Origin of the sequence: Pararhodobacter zhoushanensis (assembly GCF_025949695.1) — a bacterium.
Taxonomy (GTDB): domain Bacteria; phylum Pseudomonadota; class Alphaproteobacteria; order Rhodobacterales; family Rhodobacteraceae; genus Pararhodobacter; species Pararhodobacter zhoushanensis_A.
Map to the genome: position 1 here is coordinate 3,190,371 of NZ_JAPDFL010000001.1, position 19,605 is coordinate 3,209,975.

Consider the following 19,605-nt stretch of genomic DNA (forward strand, 5'->3'; position numbering starts at 1 on the left):
GGTTTTTGGTTCATGCTGGGGTCAAGATCTGTGTTGTCTCCTTCTTTCTCTTTGCTGCGGATGCCGCAGCTGAACTTGCCTTGAATCGGAAGCTGTCGTTTCCGGTCTCCAGGATGTGACAGCGGTGGGTAAGACGGTCGAGCAAAGCCGTGGTCATCTTGGCATCACCAAAGACCGTAGCCCATTCGCTGAAGCTGAGGTTGGTGGTGATCACCACGCTGGTGCGTTCGTAAAGCTTGCTAAGCAGATGGAACAGCAAGGCCCCACCAGACGCGCTGAACGGGAGGTAGCCCAATTCGTCAAGGATCACGAGATCGAGCTTAGTCAAGGCTTCCGCGATCTGGCCTGCTTTGCCTTTGGCCTTTTCCTGTTCGAGGGCGTTGACCAGTTCTATCGTGGAGAAGAAGCGGACCTTGCGGCGGTGGTGTTCGATCGCCTGTATGCCGAGGGCGGTGGCAACATGGGTCTTGCCGGTGCCCGGCCCGCCAATCAGGACGACATTCTGGGCGCCATCCATGAACTCGCAGCGGTGCAGCGTTCTGACGGTCGCCTCGTTGATCTCGCTGGCGGCGAAGTCAAAGCCCGAGAGGTCCTTGTAGGCCGGGGTGAGGAGGATCAGCAAACAGTCCGGGGGACTGTTTGCCCGACGAACGCTGACTTCATGTGATAGGCGATGGTGCGCACCTCGCGCTCGGCCAATTCGGCCTTCAGCAGTTGCGACAGCATCGGGATTGCAGCTTCAAAGGCCGGTGCGCCCTGCTCGATCAGGTCCGTGACGGCTTGGGCAATGCCATACATTTTGAGGCTGCGCAGCATGATGACGATGGCGCCGGCAGCTGGATCATGACGCATGGTGGCCTCCGGCGTTCTGGCTGCGCAGGCCGTCGTAACGTGCGACATTGGCCTTGGGTTCGCGGTGCAGAGCCAGCGCTTGCGGCGTGTCCAGCGGTGGCCCACCGATCACCTTGCCGTCGACCAGCCGGTGCAGCAGGTTCAGGACATGGGTCTTGGTCGGCACGCCCTCGGTCAGTGCCAGCTCCACCGCGGTCAGCACAGCCTGTTCGTCATGCTGCAGAACGAGGGCGAGGATATCGACCATTTCCCGATCGCCACCGGGTTTGCGCAGCATGTGATCCTGCAACTGTCTGAAGGCGTGAGGCAATTCGAGGAACGGCGCACCATTCCGAAGGGCTCCGGGCTTGCGTTGAACGACCGCAAGATAATGCCGCCAGTCATAAATCGTCCGCGGCGGCAGGTGGTGACTGCGCTGGATCACACGGGCATGTTGGCACAAGACATTACCCTCGGCCGCCACCACCAACCGGTCCGGATAGATCCGCAAGCTGACAGGACGGTTCGCAAATGACGCCGGAACGCTATAGCGATTGCGCTCGAAGCTGATCAGGCACGTGGGCGAGACACGCTTGCTCAGCTCAATGAAGCCGTCAAAGGCAACCGGCAGCGGCATCAGCGCGGCCTGCTCTTCAGCCCAGACATCGGCGATCGTGCCAGGCTGTTTGCCATGCGGGGTCTGCTGCCACAGCTCGAGGCAACGCTGTTCCAGCCAGGCATTCAGCGCGGTGAGGTCAGGGAAGTCCGGCATCGCTTGCAGCATCTGATGTCGGGAATCCCGAACGTTCTTCTCGACCTGGCCCTTCTCCCAGCCCGCTGCCGGATTGCAGAACTCCGGCTCATAGACATAGTGGTTCGTCATGGCAAGGAAGCGCATGTTGATCTGCCGCTCCTTGCCGCGACCGACACGATCCACCGCCGTCTTCATGTTATCGTAGATGCCTCGGCCAGGGATGCCCCCAAAAACGCGGAAGCCGTGCCAATGGGCATCGAACAGCATCTCGTGGGTTTGCAACTGATAGGCGCGCAGCAAAAAGGCACGGCTGTGCGCCAGCTTGATATGCGCCATCTGCAGCTTTGTGCGCTCGCCGCCCAGGACAGCGAAGTCCTCGCTCCAGTCGAACTGGAAGGCATCGCCGGGGTCAAAATGCAGCGGCACAAAGGTCCCGCGCCCCGTCGTCTGCTGTTCGCGCTGCCTATCTGCCCGCCACCGTCGCGCAAACGCTGCGACCCGGGCATAAGAGCCGGTGAAGCCAAGCGCCACGAGATCGGCATGCAGTTGCTTCACTGTGCGCCGCTGCTTGCGTGACTTCCCGGCCTCGGTCTTCAGCCAACCCGCCAGCTTCTCGGCGAAGGGGTCAAGCTTACTTTGCCGCTCCGGTGTCGCAAATTTTGGCTCAATGGTGTTCGCCGCCAGATGCTTGGTCACGGTATTCCGCGACGCGCCTGTCAGGCGCGCGATCTCGCGGATCGACAACTTCTGCCGCAAATGCATCCGTCGGATGATGTTCAATAGTCCCATGTGGATCACTCCGTTGCCCCCGCCGCTCAACGCTTTGGGGAAAGGTTCACATGGCTCAGTTCTCAGTGAAAATTATCCGCCTAACCGGCTCAGTTCTGAGTGCAAATCAACATTTCTAGGTTTCAGTGCGCCCCTGAAACATGGATCTTAACTGCAAAAATCCTATGGATCCGAGGTATGATCGCCAAGCAACCCAAGCTGCCTGTCGATTTCCTTGAGTCGCAGCCGAACTGACGCTCGGTCAGATATCGGACTACGCGGCGCACTTCGATCGGGAGCACCAGACAACAATGCAATTAGCTCGTCGCGCTCGTCCTCCAATCCCGCCAACTGCTCAACGCGATTTCGTTCAGATTCACTCTTGGAGAGGCGTTCCTTGGCTTCACTGTCTTGCCTCAGACTTTGTTCCACCGCGTCGAGATCTTTCTGTATCTCCGTATGATGTTCGGCGGCGATCCGTATGAAATTCCCAAATTCGTAGATGTGAAAATCCTGATCGCTTTCCCGTTTGAACTCTTCGACCAGTTCCGGCCGCGGTCCAAGCTTTTTGCCCTTATGGATCCACCACCAATCCTCCTTGACGTCATCGGATATGAAAATGATCGGTCTTTTCTCGGCTTTCGCCTTCTCGATCATGTCTTTCCATATGATCAGGTCTCCGTACTTGCGGTACTCGTCACCATCCTTCTTCGCGTCGAGGTATCCAGGGGGAACTTTGGCCGCGTATCGGGTCTCTCCCTCTTTCTTGATCTTCCCGAGTTCCGTGTCCGGCCAGCGCTCTCCGACACGATCCTCCAAGAGCTCCGTCAGGCGGTCAACCACCGTCCCGATCTCCGCCTCGGGGTGTGCGTTCCGCGCGGCATCGATCCTATCTTTGAAATCCGCCAGCTGGACGTCGAGCGCCGAGACCTCGCGCTCGATGTCTATCGTGGGGTGCGCCCTGAACTGTCTCAGTTGGTCGCGAGCCTGCCGGATCGTCTTCTCGTAGTCCCGGAGGATTTGATCATAGGCGTCCACCCCGGAACGCTCGACGTCGAGCCGGTTTCGATGAAACTCCAACGCCACCTGATAGGGCACCCAAAGGGACGGTTGCAGGACTCCGAAGAGCCGAAGCAACTCCTCGCGCACCGCTTTCGGGTGCCGCACGCAGTGCAGCAAGATATTCGCGTCGGGTACGAAGAGCGCGTGCTCCCAGATGTTGGCGAGCTCCTCGGCCGTTTTCGGATACCATCCCTCAAGCGCCTTCCGCATCCCTCACTCCCACCAAACGATCGGATCGACACCGAGGCGCGCGGCGGCGTCTCGAACCAGTTCTCGCGTATCGAGATCGACCGTTTTGCCATTCTCAATCACGACCACCGAGCACGCTTTCGCGCGAGACGACGCTCGCTGCCGCTCGAAAGCCGCCATCAGAAGGTGCTTCCAATCCCGGCTGTTTCCCCAGCAGACCACCCGTCCATCGCTCAAGAGCAGGCCGTGAGGTTTAATGTATTTTCGGACGATCGTGAGTTCTGGTGGAATGTCGAGGGCGCGAAGAACTTGATCGGCGCTTTCAAGCAACCGTTCGCGGGCGTAGTCCTTGACCAAAGTATCCTTGATATAAACCCGGACGGCGCGCGGATCCATGAAATGCCCGAGCTTGCCGCCGATCTCCGGCGCGCGGGTCCATTGCTCATAAAAGTTCGAGTGGTCGGCGTCCGACATGGTCAGCCAGCTCAAATCATCCAGCTTCGCCCAAAGCGCCTCCTTGATCGCGCGCCTGATCTCCTCGGGCATATTCATTGTACGGTCCCCCCGCCATGAGGCTCCGGGAAGTCGAAGCGAGGCAGTTCCAGCATCGCGTCACCCTCGCGAGAGAAAAGATCAGCCTGATCCTTCATCCATTCCAACATGAAGCTCCCGGCGCTGGCGTCGCGGAACTCCACCACCCCGGGCAGGCGAAGGCGCTCGATGTCGCCCTTCGCGCCTCGCTCCAGTTCGATCACCTCCGAAATCCTGCGGATATCACTCACGAAGTCCAGGACCACCACTTTGTCTTTGGTCGGACTTGTACGCAGGCCTCGCCCCAACTGTTGCACGAAGATTCTGCGGCTATGGGTCACTCGCATGAACGCGATGAGATCGACGTCAGGCACGTCCACGCCCTCGTTGAAGAGATCGCGGGTCGTGACCAGGTCGAGGGCGCCGCTCCTGAAACGGGCCATCACCTCGTCACGTTCGCGAGGGGACATCTCACCGGTGATGGCCTCGCAGCGTAGACCGAAGAGTCCCAGCATCGCCGCGAAGCTTTTTGCGTGCAAAACGGTGGAGCAAAACACGATACCGGACCGGCGGGCTTCGGCGTCGAACACCTCCCTGATCCTGCGGGCGGCCTCCTCGTCGCGAGTCGGCAGCAGCAAACGCTTGTTCAACTGCGTGATCGAATACGCGTTGCGGGATTGATCACGCACGAGTTGCCAATCGATGTCGTCGGCGAACATGCGGTAGTCGGCCTCGCACAGAAAGCCGCGCTTCAGCCCTTCCGCGATTCCTACTCGAATAACGGGAGGCCCTAGAAGTGTGTCGATGTCATAGCCGTCCCCTCGCCAGGGTGTCGCGGTGACGCCGCCAATCATGGAATCCACCATGCGATCGGTTACTTGGCGGAAGGTGTCGGAGCCCACATGATGCGCCTCGTCGATCAAGACGAGCCCGAAGTCCGGAAGCTCGTCGAGCCGAGCGACCGCGCTCTGAACGGTCGCGAAGGTTATCCCCTCCCAGAACGCCGGCGTCTCGCCTCCGATCAGGCGATGGGTCGGGATTGATTTCGGTAGCTGATCCCAGAACGCGCGTTGCAACTGGTCCACGAGTTCGCGTGTTCCGGCCAACACAAGGGCTCTGCCATCCGGGATACGCGCGTCCGCGAAGAGACGCGCGGTCGCCTCCGACATCACCACGGTCTTGCCGAGACCTGTGGCGAGCACGACCTGCCCCCTACCCGTCTCCCGAAGCGCGCCCACGAAAAGTTCCACGGCGCTTTCCTGATAGTCCCTCAGATCTCTGCGCGCTGGTGGGAATTCCGGGGTCTTTTGGGCCATTGCGAGGAGTGTCGCAGGTTCAAGAACCCCGATCTTCAGACCAAGTTTGCCCCAGCGTTCAATGGCGGAGCGTGTCGCGGGGCCCGGAGGGCGAGAGGTGGCCACATACATGCGCGATGCGCGGTAGAAGCGCCCCGCCTCGGCGACCTCGTCCACTGCGGCGGCCGCCGCGTAACCATTAGTGGTGAACTTGCATTGGATGACCCAGAGTTCGCCATTCTTCCGACCCAAAACATCCGCGCCGCGATCGCCGGACCCACCCACAACCCGAACATCCTGGAAGCCATTGCAGATCAACAGCCGAGCGACATCACGCTCGAAGGCCTGCCAAGGCCCTTTCAGTAGTCGTCTGGCATCCAGAAAGGCGTCCGTCATTCCAAATCCACATCCGGCTTCATGAGACGGAGGGAGCAGCTCGCTCGAATGATCTCATCGCGGTTCGCCGTCTCAAGGTCGCGAGAGGACTGGTTCGCCAACCAGAGCGTATCGCCCAGATAGGCCTCATAGCGTAAGACGAGACGACGCCGAGCCTCCTCATCGATATGGTCGGCGCCAAAACTCAAGGTCTCATAGGGGTCCGACCAATACTTGCCATCGAAGAACAGTTCTGGATGCCGAGTGAAGGTCGCGACGACCGCCTGAGGATCCATATATTCCCAGAAACGGCCTTCGGAAATCACCTTGGGCACATCCACGACCCCGCGCGCCGCCATTCTTCGCGCCACATGCTCCCGATCGGGCTTCGAGAGCTCGGCGTAATATGTTTGGCCTTGACCCTCCGGGATCAGGTTCGCCACCGCCTTCGCGAACTCCTCGAGGCCCGTGTTCGCCATCGATATGACTTCGGACGGCTCCAACCGTGTCGCGCTGGCGTAGCTCGAGCGGTAATCGGCGAGAATATTCGCCAGCGTCACGTCATGCACCTGACCTTTCAGGAAATCCAGGGTCTGCACAGAGAGCTCAGTCAATAGCGCGTCCATGGCGGTCATCGTAGTCGACCGAAACACGTCATGGGTTGGGTTCATCACGAACGCGTAGGTTCGGGTCGCCACGTCGTCGAGTTCAAACGACCAGGGAAGACTACCCGTGAGCGCCTTGTCAGTTGGCTCCGAGGCGAAGGCTTCCACTTGGAACTCAACTCGGTAAGTCGGGTGCACGTATTTGCGCGATAGCTCATGGATTTGATTGCGCTCGGCTGGCGGCTCCGCCGGTTCCGGCTCCGGCGAGACGTCCGCGCCATCGGTATCACCCTGCGAGCCGCCGCTGGTCGACCCGTCCTCCCCATCGTCGAGGAAGCCATCAGGAAGGTCGGTGTCGCCACTCTCCCCCAAAATTTCCTTGTCCTGCTCCTCGACCAGTTTCCACCACCGCTCGTCGTCAAGATAGTCGGCGTCGTTCTCATAGAACGATTGGGCCATCTGCTCGGATCGATCGTTGTCTTTGACCACGAGTACCCTCGACCACAGGCCGTTTTTGCCTTGCGGGCTGGAGCGTCGGAACGCCTGGAATAACTTGTAGAGAGGGCTGGTGTTTCCGTCGAAGCCACTTTGCTTCGCCGCTTGCGGCCGCAAGGGGCCCTCTCCCCTGACGACACGGACCATCTCCTCCCAAGACGGGTCGTCCCGCTCGAAGCGATCTTTAGTGTAGCTGACACGGCAATGGTCAAGATGAACCTCTCCCACAAAACGACCGCGGTTCCGCGGATCGTCAATCGGATACTCGATCTCCGCATTGTCCCCGTTGTTCCAAGCGAAAAGGTCTTTCGAGCCGATCTCGATCTTGCGGCCGTTTCGGATGAAGTCGATACCGAAGTCTGATTTGTGCAGATAGCGTTGGAGCCCAACCCATCCCCTCACCCGGCGTTCCGTCGTCACGATCTCGCAATTCGGACCACCGTTGGGGCATTGCTCCTCATCGCCGCTCAATGCCCGCATGCAATGCGTGCAATACCTCCGCGGCGCGAGCGCGACGTCGAACCGCTCGACCGCGTGGACAACCGTCCCGTCGCTCAGCTCCACCGAACGGTCGGGATCCCAGTGACAATGGCGCCTGGGTTCCAGCTTCGTTCCGTTCACCTTCAGTCTGATCCGGCCCGCCTCGGATTCGCGCAAGATCGCGGAATAGGCGCGCGCGAGATGCTTGCGGATCGCTCCGAGATTGGCCGATCGCGCGAGATAGGCGCGCTGATCGGGCTTCAGCTTCGTGATGATGATTTCGGTTCCGTGCTGGGTGTGGTCCGGCTTCACCCGTGTTTGTCGCGGCGTTTTGTAGCTCTGGCTCGCCCGAAGCCCCTCGAGGTCGATGCGCACACCGACCCATTCCGGCTCGCCTGCGCGCGTGGTCCAAACCTCGGTTACCGTGCCGAGCCGCGCCGTGGCGATGTTGAAACCCATGCCGAACAGCCCGAGATTGGTCAGAGGGTTGTTCCCCGACCAACCAGCTCGCACCGCGCGCTCCAGCACATCGATCGCCATGCCTGGACCGTTGTCCCGGATGGAGAGACGCGCGTCGCTCTTGTTCGGCGTCGGGATCGTGATCGTGATTTCAGGATGGTCTATCGGCGTGCCCGCTCGAGCCGCCCCGACGAAACCGTCAATGCTGTTGTCGATCAGTTCCGCGACGCAACGCCATTGATGAAGATTGATCTCACCGAGCATCTGCAAGACGCGGGCGTCGGGAGTGAGATCAAATTCTTGAGTCATTTTTTTCCACCAAGCAGTACACGTCGTTCATGAAATAATTGAATTGATAATGTTAAAAAAGCGCGACATCACAAGCGCCTTGAAAAATCACCGATCAGCCTTTCAGAGGAGGAGCGATTTTCAAGAATTTGAGGTCTTGCTAAGATCGGGTGATCAACGTGCCGCTCGGGAAACGCCGATCGTCATTTTTGTAGCAGATGACATGGCTCGGAAGCGCCGTCGCATGCCATCCCGAGGGAAGTGCGGCGATGCAACGTTCAAGTACCTCGCGTGTCGTGATGTCAGGTCGCGGGATATCAACTTCGCCAGCTTCAAAGTCTGGCTCGAAGGAATTTCGGGACGTCGCGTTCGGGCGCTGGAAGCGCAGCAGGAAGGGAAGGCCATCCTTGAGGTGTTGCATGACGTCCGCGACCGACTGTTTTCCAACTTTGAACTCAACGAAACAGTGATCCAAACGGATAGGGTGCTGGGTGTCGAAATGGTCTGGTTTGTATGTCGTAGTATCTCGTTGTTGCCCGGGATCGTTCGAGCCAAAGCCGGAATGGTTCCAAGGGAGCTTCCCTTCCCCGCCATAGTGCGAGATCAAGGCTGCTTCGAGATCCATGGCAGCAAAGACGAATATTCGTATTGCCTTGAAGTGAATATCGCCCGGGCTGATGTACTGCCTACCATCCAACTTGCGCATGTGGCGGGTCAGCCGGTTCAGCAGGCCTTTCGAGCTTTCTGCTTTGCCAATATAGAGTAATTCTCCCGTCACGCTGGAGCTGAGAGCATAAACGCCCGGCGCGTCCGAGACGCGCGTCAGGTTCAGGGCGGTAAGTTCAGCAGAATTCATCCCGTCAAGGAGGGCAACAATGTCCCTCAATAGGGCTCTTGGCAGATCAAATTCGAGCTCTGCATAGCCGTCGCTCATACAGTCTCCGCCATGTCCAATTTCTTAGCGACGCTGTCTCCAACCACGCGCGCCAATTCGGCGGGCACGGCGTTCCCGAGTTGACGCATGCTTTCGCTCCACGACCCGTGGAATCGATAGTCATCGGGGAACGTCTGCAGTCGGGCGGACTCCCGAACGGTGAAGTAGCGAACGAAACCATCCGCACGACGAAGCATGTTTTCTCCACCAGGCACTCCGTGCACGCCTGCCTTCAGAGTCTTCGAGGGTTCGTCCAAATGGCTACCAGTGTGCCCCTTGTAGCTGCGGGCGCCAGGCTGGAAGCGGTGATCGTGGAAGGCGGTGGCACGCTGCGTGTGTCGCGGATCGGGCAAATCCCCGATCGCGTCGCGCGTTGTCCGCCAGGGCTTTCCTTCGGGCTTCTCGTCTCGGGACATTCTCGCCGCTATCTGCGCAGCGCGTCCCTCCAGCTCACGATGGGGTTTGGGCACCTCATGGCGATCCCAATAGTCGCCGCAAATTTGGTCCCAAATCAGCGCGCGCTGATTGAACTCACCCTCTCCAAAGCTCCAGCACGCGTCCACATCATCGCGAAATCCAACGAACAATACCCGCTCACGACGTTGCGGCACACCGTAGTTGGCGGCGTTTAGTAGCTTCGTGACCACGTTGTAGTGAAGGCCGGGCCGGCGGGTTGAGGTGTGATGTTGCTGCAGACGGGCCAAGTGTCCCTGCCAAGCCTCTTCGTCGCGGGCCAATAGCTCCGGATGCTCAAGCTGTAGCTGCACATAAGAGAAATAGTCCGCGAAGGCGGCACGGGTGAGGCCTTTCACGTTTTCGAAGATGAATGCCTTCGGCCGTGCCTCTCTTACCGCGCGAACAGCTTGCGGAAACATGTCTCTCGCGTCGTCATATGCACGATGCCGCCCCCCAAGCTGAAGGGTTGGCATGGCGGTCCACCGGAAATCAGATCAAGAGCGCCTTCGTGGGCCGTGAAGTCTACGGAGCGTACATCGCCCTCAATCACATTCCAGGCGCACATGTCCGCAGGATCGGCGCCATCCAGAACGCCATGGTTTTCGCGTAACGTGTCACAACACCACCGATCATACTCGACGACCGCTTTAGGGATGAATCCAGCCTGCGCCAGTCCGATGCCCAAACCGCCCGCTCCGGCGAAGAGTTCGATCGAAGCACGTTGCCTCGTGATATTCGCCAGTTCGATAGACATGTTGACACCTGACTCCGTTTTCTCGAGTTAGACCAGATGGCACGCTGTGGATCAAGGCTGCCAAGTCTAGATATTGGGCAGAACCCTAAGATTTCCTCAACAACTAGCAACCCACACTACGTTACCGCCACATACCTTCTGATCGCTCACCAACGGGATAGACGGAACGGCCCCCAACTCCCACCTGCTCCTCGACGACGCATGTCGAAAGACTCCCTTGTCGGAACAGGTCGAACAGTCACGTGTCGGCAGTCGCCTCCGTCCGGGGACCGCCCCCTAAGCATGATAGCAGAGAGCGCCAATCGAAAGCACACGAAACCGTTGAACGTTAAGCGCTCGCGCCGCCTTTTCGTCTAACTTTCGCGAACGCCTTCCAGAGGTTTCTGAAGGGAAATCGCATTCGTTCACTGCCGCAGGCACTGTGTCGGTGATCCCGCCATAGAAACGTGCGCAGGTAACACGAAACACCTTGGCTAACTAGGTGAGCACAACGCACTCCAGCGGCGCCTTCCCCCGCCAAACCAACCCACCACTCTTGACACCCCAACCTTACTCTCGCTCTTAAGCAGGAACCTACAAGCGAGACAGCGACCCTCGAGGCCATCTTCCGGATACCCCCAGCCGATAGGAAATAGGAGAAGCAGAAAGCCTCCCCATCCAGTCGCGGTACACGACCTTAAGTTTGAGTCCACAATCAGACCAACATCTTAGAATTTCTAGGTTAATGGCGCACCCATCAGGATTCGAACCTGAGGCCTTCGCCTTCGGAGGGCGACGCTCTATCCAGCTGAGCTATGGGTGCGCAGTAGAACCGTCAGGCCCTGACTGCTTACGCAGTGCTTACGCGACTTCTCTCACCTTTAAATCGAAAAACGATCTGCTCGGCAAGAGCTTGGTTTCACGTATCTTTCTTAGTCCTCTTAATCACGGCATCCCCTTGACATCAGCCTTCGGAGGGCAGCGCTCTATCCAGCTGAGCTATGGGTGCAGCTTGCGCCGATATAGGCGAAAGGCGGGGGGCTGCAATGGTGGAAATTGCGAAAGACCGGGCTGCAGATCAGCCGAAAAGCTCGTGGCAGAACTCCAGCGCGTCGATCAGGGCGTCCACCTCGGCGGTGGTGTTATAGAGGCCAAACGAGGCGCGGCACGAGGCGTTGATGCCCAGATGCTCCATCAGCGGCCCGGTGCAATGCTGGCCCGCGCGCACCGCAACGCCCTTTTTATCCAGCACGGTCGAGATGTCATGCGCATGCGCGCCGTTGTTCATCGTGAACGAGAAGATCCCGCCCTTGCCCGGCGCCTCGCCTTGAATATTGAGCCAGTTCAACCCTTTGAGGCGCGTTGTTGCGTAAGCTGCCAGCGCCTTTTCATGCGCAGCGATGTTCGCCATGCCCAATGATTGCATGTATTCGATCGCCACGCCCATGCCGATCTGCTGCACGATACCGGGCGTACCGGCCTCGAATTTATGCGGCGGGTCGTTATAGGTCACGGCGTCGCGGGTGACCTCGCGGATCATGTCTCCGCCGCCGATGAACGGCCGCATCTCGGCCTGCCGTTCGCGGGTGACGTAGATCGCGCCCGAGCCGGACGGCCCATAAAGCTTGTGCCCGGTGACCGGGTAGAAATCGACGCCCAGATCCTGCACATCGACCGGCATGTGGACCGCGGCCTGACTGCCATCCGCAAGGATCGGCACGCCCTTGGCGTGGCACCCGGCAGCGATGGTCTTGATGTCAACGACGGTGCCCAGCACGTTGGACATATGCGTGACAGCCACCAGCTTGGTGCGCGGCGTGATCGCGGCGAGCACGCGGGCGGGGTCGAGGGAGCCATCGGCCTCGGTCTCGACCCAGACCAGCTTGACGCCCTGACGTTCGCGCAGGAAGTGCCACGGCACGATATTGGCGTGGTGTTCCATCACCGACAGGACGATCTCATCCCCGGCCTGCAGGCGCGGCATCGCCCAGCCATAGGCGATCAGGTTGATGCCTTCGGTGGTGCCCGAGTTGAAGAGGATCTCATCCTCATGCTTGGCGTTCAGGAAATGCCTGACAATTCCGCGCACCGCTTCATACTTGTCCGTCGCCAGATTGGACAGGAAATGCAGGCCCCGGTGGACGTTGGCGTATTCCATCGAATAGGCTTGGGTGATCGCGTCGATCACCACCTGCGGTTTCTGCGCCGACGCACCATTGTCGAGATAAACCAACGGCTTGTTGTTCACTGTTCGCGACAGGATCGGAAAGTCGCGGCGCACCGCCTCAATGTCATACATTGGAAACCTCGGCGGGCGAGAAGCCAAAGAAGAGCAGCACCATGGCAATCACAAAGCTGCTCAGAAGAAACACCATCAGCCCGGCAACCATCACGGTGATCCGCGACTTGAACCCGTGAAGGGCGCAGATGAAGCCGACCAGCAGCCAGATCGACACGGCAATCGACGCGATCGCCACGATGACATTGGCCATCGGCAGCACCAGCATGACGACGATCTGCGCAATCAGCAGCCCGGCGGTGATCAACTGCATCCAGCCGACCAGCCAGACGGCATCGGCAAAATTGCCCGTACCGCCAAAGGCGCGGCCGACATGGGTGATCAGCGCGATGACCAGCAGGTTCATCGCCGCCTGCGTACCGGCGAAAGCGAAGGGCGACGGCAGCATCGACACTTCGCCCGTCAGGACCGGCAGCAGATACAGCAGCACCACCGACCCCAGCACACTGGCCGCCAGCAGCATCCAGCGCGTCGCCATCGCCGGGTTCAGCGCCATCAGGTGCTGCGCCCCCGTCTCGGGGTCGGCAAGCGATTGGCGGATCAGCGCGAAAAACTCGGTGCGTGTCATGCCCTGTCCCTATGCCGCCCGGTGGGGCGCTTCAAGCGCCACCCGCAGGCCGGCGATCAACACGGCGAAAAACGCCACCGCAGCGGGCAGCCCGGCGAGGTTGGCTTGCAGGCCCGGACCGATCAGCCCGGCAACAAGCCCTTGAAACAGCATCAGCGGAGCCGCCACCAGCAGCGCCCAGAACAGCCCCAGCCGCACCGCGAAGGCATCCACCGGCCCGGCGATACGCAGGACCAGCGACAACATGCCCCCCAGCGCGTAGAACGCCAGTGGCGCGATGAAGATCCACGCGAACAGCGCGCCCGAGAGCAACGCGTCGAGCGGAATCGTCTCATCCATATGCGCGTCACGCGCCAGACGCGGCCATTGCGCCACGAAGATCAGCGCGCAGGCGAGCATCAGGTACACAAGGATGCGCGCCTCACGCCGGTCGCCCTGCAGGCTGCGCAGCACCGCGCGCGGGCGGCGGTAGCTGGCAACGATGTCTGTGGTCAGGGCCATGGCTCAGCTATGCCGTTCCAGCCAGCGCCGCAGACGCAGGCGCATGTCCTGCGCGATGTCCTCACGCTCGATCTCGTCCAGCGTTTCGGCCAGAAAAGCGAGCACCAGCAACATCTTGGCCTCTTGCTCGGGGACGCCGCGGGCGCGCAGGTAGAACAGCTGATCCTCGTTGATCTCACCCGAGGTCGAGCCGTGCGAACACTTCACATCGTCGGCGTAGATCTCAAGTTCGGGCTTGGCAAGGAACTGGCAGCGTTCGTCCAGCAGCAAGGACTGGCTTTTCTGGTAGCCATCGGTGAGCTGGGCGGCCTGTTCGACAAGGATCTTGCCCTGAAACACCCCGATCGCCCCGTCGCGCAGCACCTTCTTGAACACCTGACGGCTTTCGCAGCCCGGTGCCTCATGGGTGATGAACACGGTGTCGTCGTGATGAAACATGCCGTCGCCCATCGCCGCACCGGCCAGATGCGCGGTGCCGCCGGCGCCGCCAAGCCAGATCATCGCCTCGTTGCGCACAAGGCGGCCGTTCATCGACAGGGTGAAGCTTTTCAGCTTGGACGCTTTGCCGAGGCGGGCGAAGAGATGAGTCGACGCCTTGCGCTCGTGATCGCGGCCCATGGTGCGGACGTGGTGGAAGGTTCCGTGATCGCCAACCTCGACCTCGATCACCATCGAACTGCGGGCAGCCACGGCGCCGTTTTCCAACAGCGTCAGCTCACCGCCCTCTTCGATCTTGATCACATGGTGCATCGTCACCGACGCATCCGTGCCCGCGCGGCGGTAGATCAGCGAGACGGGGCGCGAGACCTTGCCGGTCACCCGGATCAGCACACCATCGGTTGCCAGCGCGCTGTTGAGCGCGGCCAGCGGGCGGGCGACGGGCTTCTGCCCGCGCGCTTCGAGCGTGCCGTAGAGATCAGCGGCCCAATGGATATCGGCGCTGTCGGCGAGGCGGGTGATTTCCAGCCCCTCGCCTGCCAGCGGGTCCGAGTCTTCAGCGCTGAACACGCCATCGACCCAGATCAGCTTGAGCCGGTCGATGCCTTGGTACATCGGCGGCTCGTCGGTGATCTTGAACACCTCTGCCGGGCGCACATCGGTCGAAATCAGGCGCTCGGGATCGGTGTAGCGCCAATATTCGTCGCGCTTCTCCGGGTAGCCAAGCGTGGCCAGCCGGTCCAGCGCCGCCTTGCGCAGCGGGGCCAGCCATGCGGGCGCGGACGGCAGGGTCAGCCCCGAGATCCGCTCGGCTGTGGCCTGCAAGCGCGCCGCGCGACGGGCCGCGCGCGGGCTGGTCGCGGGCGCGGCGCTCATGCCTGCACCTCGGCCAGAATGTCGGCATAGCCGTTCTGCTCGACCTCAAGCGCCAGCTCGGGCCCGCCGGTCTTGATGATCCGGCCCCCCGCCATGATATGCACGAAGTCCGGTTTGATGTGGTCCAGCAGGCGCTGATAGTGGGTGATCACAAGGAACGAGCGCCCGGTCGAACGCAGCGCGTTCACGCCGTCGGCCACCAGCTTCATCGCATCCACATCAAGGCCCGAATCCGTCTCATCCAAGATGCACATGCGCGGCTCGAGCATGGCCATCTGCAGGATTTCGTTGCGCTTTTTCTCACCGCCCGAGAAGCCCACATTGACCGGACGCTTGAGCATATCGGCGTCGATCTTGAGATCCTTGGCTTTGGCGCGCACCAGTTTCAGGAAGTCGCCCGAGCTGAGTTCAGCCTCACCACGCGCCTTGCGCTGCGCGTTCACGGCGGTGCGCAGGAAGGTCATGTTGCCGACGCCGGGGATTTCGACCGGGTACTGGAACGCCAGAAACAACCCGTGGGCGGCGCGTTCTTCGGGCTCCATGTCGAGCAGGCTTTCGCCTTCCAGCGTGGCGGTGCCGTCGGTCACCTCATAGCCGTCGCGGCCCGACAGCACATAGCTGAGCGTCGATTTGCCCGAGCCATTCGGCCCCATGATCGCATGCACGGAACCGGCTTCGACACTCAGGCTCAGACCTTTCAGGATCTGTTTGTCTTCGGTCGCCAGTTTGACGTGCAGGTTGTTGATTTCCAGCATCTTATCCTCGTCTCTCATTCGGGGCCACGGCCTGTGGTCAGGGCGTGGTATGTGTTCTTGGGCCGGCTGGGCGCGGACGCGTGGCGGGCGGTTTTCGGATCAGCTGCGCATCACGAATTTGGCCGACAGGTGTGACAGGATCACGGCGCAGATCGCCACGAACGCTGCCATGCCCCGGCCGCCCGGATACCAGATGGGATAGGTCAGCGACATCATCAGCACCACGCCGATGGCCACCAGAAGCACGTAGCGCGGGCGCGGTTCACCCGCCGAGAGCAGCCATTTCCAGTTCATGCACCGTTCCTCAGGACAGGCTGACCGCGGTGCCCGAGGCGGACACCATCAGCATGGAATTTCCCACGACCTCGTAATCGAGATCGACACCCACAACCGCATTCGCGCCCATCCGCGCGGCGCGGTCCTGCATTTCCTTGAGCGCAACCTCGCGCGCATCCTGCAGCTTGCTTTCATACGCGCCCGAGCGCCCGCCGATGACATCCGTCACCGAGGCGAAGAAATCGCGCACGACATTGGCGCCCATGATCGCCTCACCGACGACGATGCCGTGATAGGTGCGCACCGGGCGCCCCTCGACCGTGGGGGTGGTGGTGACGATCATCTCAGCGCATCCCAAACCAGGTGATGACCATCATGGTCACCCATGCCGCCGCCCCGACCGCCAGCGCGGTCAGCACGACCGAGCCTGCGAGCAACCCGTCGGTCTTGCCCGACGACCGGCGGCGATAGCCGAGGCCCAGCAGCACACCGACGAACACGCCGATGCCGACACCCGCCGACTTGATCAGCAGGAAACGCAACAGATCCAGCGTCACCCCACGCTCCCCTCAAGCGAGATCGCCACCAGCGCCTGCGCTTCCATGGCGAATTCCATCGGCAGGGCTTGCAGCACGTCGCGGCAGAAGCCGTTGACCACCAGGGCCACCGCCTCTTCCTCATCCATCCCGCGCGAGCGGCAGTAGAAGAGTTGATCGTCGTCGACCTTGGACGTGGTCGCCTCGTGCTCGACACGGCTTGAGGCGTTCTTCACCTCGATATAGGGCACCGTATGCGCGCCGCATTGGTCGCCGATCAGCAGGCTGTCGCATTGCGTATAGTTGCGGCTGTTGGTCGCGCGCGGGTGCATCGAGACCAGCCCGCGATAGGTGTTCTGCGCATGCCCGGCCGAGATGCCCTTGGACACGATCCGCGAGCGCGAATTCTTGCCCAGATGGATCATCTTGGTGCCGGTGTCGGCCTGCTGGTAGTTATTGGTGATGGCGATGGAATAGAACTCGCCCGAGGTATCGTCCCCGCGCAGGATGCACGACGGGTATTTCCACGTGATCGCCGAGCCGGTTTCGACCTGCGTCCACATCACCTTGGCGCGGTCCTCGCGGCAGTCGGCGCGTTTGGTGACGAAGTTGTAGATCCCGCCCTTGCCGTCCTCATCGCCGGGATACCAGTTCTGGACGGTCGAATATTTGACCTCGGCATCCTCGAGGATGACGATTTCCACAACGGCGGCGTGCAGCTGCGTGGTGTCGCGCTTGGGGGCGGTGCAGCCCTCAAGGTAACTTACATATGCACCTTTATCGGCAATAATCAGCGTGCGCTCGAACTGGCCGGTGTTCTCGGCGTTGATGCGGAAATAGGTCGACAGCTCCATCGGGCATTTGGTGCCCGGCGGGACGTAGACGAACGAGCCATCGGTGAAGACCGCGCAGTTGAGCGTGGCGAAGTAGTTGTCCGAAACCGGAACCACCGAGCCGAGGTACTGCTTGACCAGATCGGGGTATTCGCGGATCGCTTCCGAGATCGAGCAGAAGATCACGCCCGCCTTTTTCAGCTCATCCTTGAACGTGGTGCCGACGCTGACGGAGTCAAACACCGCGTCCACCGCCACCTTGCGGGGTGCAGCGATGTCTTCAGCCCCCTCGACACCCGCCAGAACCATCTGCTCTTTCAGCGGGATGCCCAGTTTGGCATAGGTGGCCAGCAGCTTGGGGTCCACCTCGTCCAGCGACTTGGGCTTGCCCTCCATGCTCTTGGGCTTGGCGTAGTAATACTGGTCCTGATAGTCGATCGCCGGGATATCCAGCATCGCCCAGTCGGGTTCCTCCATCTGCTCCCAGCGGCGGTACGCCGCCAGTCGCCAGTCGGTCATCCACTCGGGTTCGCCGTTCTTGGCCGAGATCAACCGCACGATGTCTTCGTTCAGGCCCTTAGGCGCGAACTCCATCTCGATCTCGGTTTCCCAGCCGTGTTTGTACTTGCCGGCCATCAGCTGCACGGTTTCGACCGTCTCGCGGTCGACCCCGTCGCGCACTTCAACCGTATTGTCCAAAGCCGCCATTGCGTCGTCTTCCCGTCTTATTTCGGCAGGTCTGCGCCTGCCTGTTTCATGCGTTCGCCCGCCCGTTTCCAGGCCTTGGCATAGGCTGCGGCAAAGCGCAGCGCGTCGTCTCTGTCGATACCGGGGCCCATCGAGACCCGCAGCGCGTTGCCGGCCGCTGTGGCATCAAAGCCCATCGCCCGCAACACCCCACTGGACGAGACCTTGCCCGACGAGCAGGCCGAGCCAGCCGATACCGCGAAGCCCTGCAGGTCCATCGCCATCACCTGCGTCTCGCCCTTCCAGCCCGGTGCTATCAGGCTGATCGTGTTGGGCAGGCGTGGGCGATCCTTGGCTACCAAGATAATCCCTGGACACTCAGCTTCCAGAGCCTGCTCACAGGTATTTCGGATTTCCGCCACCTCATCCCAGACTCCATTCGCCAGATCGCGCATCGCGGCTTCAGCGGCAGCCGCAAACCCGGCGATGCCGATGACATTTTCGGTGCCCGCGCGACGGCCCATTTCCTGCCCGCCGCCCCTGATCTGGGCGGTAACGTCCAGGCCCCGTTTCAGCGCCAGCACGCCGATCCCCTTTGGGCCGCCCAGCTTGTGTGCCGACACCAGCCCAATGTCGCAGCCCAGCCAGTTGAAGGCGAAGGGCATCTTGCCAAAGGCCTGCGTCAGGTCGCTGACCGCCAGCCCGGCGGGCAGATCCTGCACGATGCCGGTCTCGGAATTGGCCAGCTGCGCGGTGCTGTGCGCCGGGTCCGTCACGTCGATGCGCCCGGTCTCATCGGTCACCAGCACCGGACGGCACCAGCTTTTCACCGCGTCATGCTCGACCCCCGCACAGGCCAGATCACGCCCGGCCAGCGCCAGGGCGGCAGACTCGGTTGCGCTGGAGGTGAAGACGATATCCGCCCCGTCCGCCCCCAGTGCCGAGGCAATCTGCCCGCGCGCCTTTTCCACCAGCCCGCGCACCGCGCGACCCTCGGCGTGGATCGAACTGGCGTTGCCGACCAGATCCATCGCCGCGATCATCGCGTCGCGCGCTTCAACCCGCAGCGGGGCCGAGGCATTCCAGTCAAGGTAGAGCCGAGACCTCATGCGCTGACCCGGAACAGGCCGGGCACCGCCGGACAGGGTTTGAGGCCATTGGCAGCCACATCGGCCAGCGTCGTCTGGTGCAGGAACACGTAAACCTGCGCCGACAGGCTTTCCCACAGGCGGTTGGTCATCGACTGGGCCTGACTGCCCGACATCCCGCCGGACGCGCCTGCGCCTTTTTCCATCGCCGAGACCGTCTCTTCGACCGCCTCAAGCACCTCGCTTACGCGGATATCCGCCGGTTCGCGCGCCAGACGATAGCCGCCACCGGGCCCGCGGACCGATTCGACCAGCCCCGCGCGGCGCAATTTGACGAAAAGCTGCTCCAGATAGGCCTGACTGACGTCCTGACGGCGCGCGATTTCGGCCAGCGAGACGTGCCTTGCGCCCGTTCCGCGCAACAACAGAGCCAGATCGACCATCGCAACCATCGCGTAACGCCCCTTGGTCGACAGCTTCATGGCGCAAATCC

The 19,605-nt window shown here is 61.2% G+C and carries 17 protein-coding genes, 1 tRNA gene and 2 pseudogenes; all 20 read right to left on the minus strand.

Annotated features, from left to right (window positions below):
- Positions 1-10: 10 nt before the first annotated feature.
- Positions 11-852: pseudogene (istB, locus tag OKW52_RS15925) on the minus strand (IS21-like element helper ATPase IstB).
- Positions 842-2,374, minus strand: coding sequence for an IS21 family transposase (istA, locus tag OKW52_RS15930; protein WP_264506586.1), 1,533 nt, complete (start codon positions 2,372-2,374; stop codon positions 842-844). Before istA ends, istB begins: the two are co-directional and overlap by 11 nt.
- A 162-nt stretch (positions 2,375-2,536) precedes the next feature.
- The gene (locus tag OKW52_RS15935) at positions 2,537-3,625 is read right to left on the minus strand and encodes a PIN-like domain-containing protein (RefSeq protein ID WP_264506587.1); all 1,089 of its coding nucleotides are present in this window, start codon (positions 3,623-3,625) and stop codon (positions 2,537-2,539) included.
- 3 nt (positions 3,626-3,628) lie between these two features.
- Entirely contained in the window at positions 3,629-4,156 is a 528-nt protein-coding gene (locus OKW52_RS15940; RefSeq protein WP_264506588.1) for a hypothetical protein, read from the minus strand.
- Complete coding sequence (locus OKW52_RS15945) at positions 4,153-5,826, minus strand: DEAD/DEAH box helicase family protein (protein WP_264506589.1); 1,674 nt, start codon at positions 5,824-5,826, stop codon at positions 4,153-4,155. The genes OKW52_RS15940 and OKW52_RS15945 overlap by 4 nt, the downstream gene beginning before the upstream one ends.
- Positions 5,823-8,153, minus strand: coding sequence for an ATP-binding protein (locus OKW52_RS15950; RefSeq protein WP_264506590.1), 2,331 nt, complete (start codon positions 8,151-8,153; stop codon positions 5,823-5,825). The genes OKW52_RS15945 and OKW52_RS15950 overlap by 4 nt, the downstream gene beginning before the upstream one ends.
- Before the next feature lie 139 nt (positions 8,154-8,292).
- Positions 8,293-9,066, minus strand: coding sequence for a GIY-YIG nuclease family protein (locus tag OKW52_RS15955; RefSeq protein ID WP_264506591.1), 774 nt, complete (start codon positions 9,064-9,066; stop codon positions 8,293-8,295).
- Positions 9,063-10,276: pseudogene (locus tag OKW52_RS15960) on the minus strand (DNA cytosine methyltransferase). The gene OKW52_RS15955 and the pseudogene OKW52_RS15960 overlap by 4 nt, the downstream one beginning before the upstream one ends.
- A 725-nt stretch (positions 10,277-11,001) precedes the next feature.
- Positions 11,002-11,078, minus strand: a tRNA-Arg gene (locus OKW52_RS15970).
- A 255-nt stretch (positions 11,079-11,333) separates the two neighbouring features.
- Positions 11,334-12,554 carry a cysteine desulfurase gene (locus tag OKW52_RS15975; protein WP_264506594.1) on the minus strand — a complete coding sequence of 407 codons (1,221 nt, stop codon included), beginning with the start codon at positions 12,552-12,554 and terminating at the stop codon, positions 11,334-11,336.
- Positions 12,547-13,122: a YIP1 family protein gene (locus tag OKW52_RS15980; protein WP_264506595.1), complete on the minus strand. Its 576-nt coding sequence runs from the start codon at positions 13,120-13,122 to the stop codon at positions 12,547-12,549. The genes OKW52_RS15975 and OKW52_RS15980 overlap by 8 nt, the downstream gene beginning before the upstream one ends.
- 9 nt (positions 13,123-13,131) lie before the next feature.
- Entirely contained in the window at positions 13,132-13,623 is a 492-nt protein-coding gene (locus OKW52_RS15985; protein ID WP_264506596.1) for a YIP1 family protein, read from the minus strand.
- A gap of 3 nt (positions 13,624-13,626) precedes the next feature.
- Complete coding sequence (locus OKW52_RS15990) at positions 13,627-14,937, minus strand: SufB/SufD family protein (protein WP_264506597.1); 1,311 nt, start codon at positions 14,935-14,937, stop codon at positions 13,627-13,629.
- Positions 14,934-15,692, minus strand: a complete 759-nt coding sequence (sufC, locus tag OKW52_RS15995; RefSeq protein ID WP_264506598.1) for a Fe-S cluster assembly ATPase SufC — start codon at positions 15,690-15,692, stop codon at positions 14,934-14,936. The genes OKW52_RS15990 and sufC overlap by 4 nt, the downstream gene beginning before the upstream one ends.
- 99 nt (positions 15,693-15,791) lie before the next feature.
- On the minus strand, positions 15,792-15,986 hold the full coding sequence (locus OKW52_RS16000; protein ID WP_127107729.1) for a hypothetical protein: 195 nt from the start codon (positions 15,984-15,986) through the stop codon (positions 15,792-15,794).
- 10 nt (positions 15,987-15,996) lie between these two features.
- Entirely contained in the window at positions 15,997-16,311 is a 315-nt protein-coding gene (locus OKW52_RS16005) for a heavy metal-binding domain-containing protein (protein ID WP_127107731.1), read from the minus strand.
- Between the two features lies 1 nt (position 16,312).
- Positions 16,313-16,525, minus strand: coding sequence for a hypothetical protein (locus OKW52_RS16010; protein WP_246022364.1), 213 nt, complete (start codon positions 16,523-16,525; stop codon positions 16,313-16,315).
- On the minus strand, positions 16,522-18,045 hold the full coding sequence (sufB, locus tag OKW52_RS16015) for a Fe-S cluster assembly protein SufB (RefSeq protein WP_264506599.1): 1,524 nt from the start codon (positions 18,043-18,045) through the stop codon (positions 16,522-16,524). The genes OKW52_RS16010 and sufB overlap by 4 nt, the downstream gene beginning before the upstream one ends.
- 17 nt (positions 18,046-18,062) lie before the next feature.
- Entirely contained in the window at positions 18,063-19,133 is a 1,071-nt protein-coding gene (locus OKW52_RS16020) for a cysteine desulfurase family protein (RefSeq protein WP_264506600.1), read from the minus strand.
- A complete protein-coding gene (gene iscR, locus OKW52_RS16025) occupies positions 19,130-19,594 on the minus strand; it encodes a Fe-S cluster assembly transcriptional regulator IscR (protein ID WP_264506601.1) in 465 nt (154 codons plus the stop codon). Before iscR ends, OKW52_RS16020 begins: the two co-directional genes overlap by 4 nt.
- Positions 19,595-19,605: the final 11 nt, after the last annotated feature.